Annotated in this window: 2 protein-coding genes; one reads left to right on the forward strand and one right to left on the reverse strand. The window is 63.4% G+C overall.

All coding sequences use genetic code 11. The features are described from left to right. Positions 1 to 75 precede the first annotated feature (75 nt). Positions 76 to 1044 (reverse strand): LysR family transcriptional regulator, encoded by a 969-nt coding sequence (locus tag ACSFE6_RS31290; RefSeq protein WP_435431231.1) that lies wholly within the window; start codon positions 1042 to 1044, stop codon positions 76 to 78. Between the two features lie 261 nt (positions 1045 to 1305). On the opposite strand from ACSFE6_RS31290, the gene ACSFE6_RS31295 reads away from it, so the two are divergent. Continuing rightward, entirely contained in the window at positions 1306 to 2805 is a 1500-nt protein-coding gene (locus tag ACSFE6_RS31295; protein ID WP_435431232.1) for an efflux transporter outer membrane subunit, read from the forward strand. Positions 2806 to 2892 lie beyond the last annotated feature (87 nt).

The raw sequence follows: 2892 nt of genomic DNA on the forward strand, positions 1-2892 counted from the left end.
GTCTGATATTCAGCACTAGTGTCGACTGATACAACGCCTTCGCGAGCAGGCTCGCTCCCACAAGGAGAGGGACGATCAATTCGCCAACCGCGCCCCTGCCAGGCTTCCGCTCAGTTCATAAGCCGCCAATTCCGCCTGATGCGCCGCCAGCAGCTCCGGCAGCGACCCGCGCAGGTATTCCACCCAGGTCTTGATCTTCGCATCCAGGTATTGCCGGGACGGGTAGATCGCGTACAGGTTCAGCTCCTGCGAGCGGTAATTGGGCATCACCCGCACCAACGAACCGTTGCGCAAGCCGTCGATCGCGGCGTACAGCGGCAGTACGCCGACGCCCATGCCGCTGATGATTGCGGTTTTCATCGCGTCGGCGGAGTTCACCAGGAACGGTGAGCTGTTGATGGTGACCATTTCCTGGCCTTCGGGACCGTCGAAGGCCCATTTTTCCAGGGGGATGACCGGACTGACCAGGCGCAGGCAGGCGTGGTTGAGCAGGTCGCTGGGTTTTTGTGCGCAGCCGTTGGCTTTGACGTAGGCCGGCGAGGCGCAAACGATGCTGTAGGTGATGCCCAGGCGCTGGGAGACGAAGCCCGAGTCCGGCAGTTCGCTGGCGAGCACGATGGACACGTCGTAGCCCTCGTCCAGCAGGTCCGGCACGCGGTTGGCCAGGGTCAGGTCGAAGGTCACGTCCGGGTGGGTCTTGCGGTAGCGGGCGATGGCGTCGATCACGAAGTGCTGGCCGATGCCGGTCATGGTGTGCACTTTCAGCTGCCCGGCCGGGCGGGCGTGGGCGTCGCTGGCTTCGGCTTCGGCTTCTTCGACGTAGGCCAGGATCTGCTCGCAGCGCAGCAGGTAGCGCTTGCCGGCCTCGGTCAGGGCGATGCGTCGGGTTGTTCGATTGAGCAGGCGGGTTTGCAGGTGGGCTTCCAGGTTGGAGACCGCGCGCGAGACGTTGGCGGTGGTGGTGTCCAGTTGCACCGCGGCGGCGGTGAAACTGCCGGCTTCGGCCACGTAACTGAAGGCGCGCATGTTTTGCAATGTGTCCATGGGGTGCTCTCGGGTTCGATGGCAAATTGTGACACGAAGTTTCAAAGCCTGAGACTCAGACTTAAGGATTATCTCGTTAACGGTAACAAAGATTCACAGGAATCCCAGCTTATCGCCTGCAATACCCACCCATAGAATTAGGCGGACTGTAGGAGCCGGCTTGCTGGCGATGGCATCACCACGGCCTATCTGAACGACCGCAGCGATGCCATCGCCAGCAAGCCGGCTCCTACAACCTCTCCACCTCAGGAATCTTCAGCAGTGCCGCGTCGCATCAGCAGAGCGCTTTCGCCGCTCAGTATTCTGGCTTTAACCCTGGCAATCAGCGGCTGCATCGGAACCGGAGGTATCGCCCCGCAGGGCAAGGCGCTGGAGGCCAACTCACTGGTCACTGACGAAGCCATCCGCAACGCCGCTCAGGATGCACACTGGCCTGCCAGCCAATGGTGGCAAGCCTATGGCGACCCGCAACTGAATCGCTGGATCGACCTCGCCGTGCAAGGCAGCCCGAGCCTGGCCATGGCCGCCGCGAGGGTACGCCAGGCCAAATCCATGGCGGGTGTGGCCGAAGCGGCCGAGTCGCTGCAGATCAATGGCGAATCCACCCTCAAGCGCCACAACTGGCCCACCGATCAGTTCTACGGACCGGGTGATCTGGCCAACAGCACCACCTGGGACAACAACGCCGCACTGGGCTTCAGTTATGCCCTCGACCTGTGGGGGCGCGAAAGCAACACCACCGAACGTGCTGTGGACATGGCCCACGTGACGGTTGCCGAAGCGCGCCAAGCCCAGCTGGAATTGCAGAACAATATCGTGCGCGTCTACATCGAGCTTTCATTGCAGTACGCGCAGCGCGACATCGTCGAAGCGACGCTGAAGCAGCAACAACAAATCCTCGATCTGGCGCAGAAACGCCTGAACGGCGGCATCGGCACCCATTTCGAAGTCAGCCAGGCCGAGACGCCGCTGCCGGAAACCCATCGGCAGATCGATGCGCTGGACGAAGAAATCGCCCTGAGCCGCAATCAACTGGCGGCGCTCGCCGGTAAAGGCCCGGGGGAGGGCGCGCAACTGCAACGGCCGACCTTATCGCTGGGCGCGCCGCTGAAGCTGCCGTCGTCATTGCCGGCGCAATTGCTCGGCCAACGCCCGGACGTGGTCGCCAGCCGCTGGCAAGTGGCAGCGCAAGCCAGGGGTATCGATGTGGCTCATGCCGGCTTCTATCCCAACGTCGATCTGGTCGGCAGCCTGGGCTACATGGCCACCGGCGGCGGGGCGCTGGAGTTCCTGACCGGCAAGAAACTCAACTACAGCGTGGGACCGGCGATTTCCCTGCCGATCTTCGACGGCGGCCGTTTGCGCGCTGAGTTGGGTGAAGCTTCGGCCGGTTATGACATCGCCGTGGCCCGGTACAACCAGACCCTGGTCAATGCGCTGAAGAACATCTCCGATCAGTTGATTCGCCGCGAGTCGATGGACAAGCAGCAAGCCTTCGCTGCCGAGTCGGTGGCCACGGCGCAGAAGACCTACGACATCGCGATGATCGCCTATCAGCGCGGGCTCACCGATTACCTCAACGTGCTTAATGCACAGACCTTGTTGTTCAAACAGCAGCAGGTCCAGCAGCAGGTGCAGGCGGCGCGGTTGAGCGCCCATGCCGAACTGGTGACGGCACTCGGCGGCGGACTCGGTGCGGGCAACGATGTGCCGAAAGACAGCCAGACCGCTGCACCGAAAACCCCGGTCTTATTGCGTTGAACATAAACCCTGTGGGGGGGGGGGGGGGGGGGGGGGGGGGGGGGGGGGGGGGGGGGGGGGGGGGGGGGGGGGGGGGGGGGGGGGGGG

Source organism: Pseudomonas baetica, assembly GCF_051216495.1.
In the GTDB taxonomy this organism is placed as follows: domain Bacteria; phylum Pseudomonadota; class Gammaproteobacteria; order Pseudomonadales; family Pseudomonadaceae; genus Aquipseudomonas; species Aquipseudomonas baetica_B.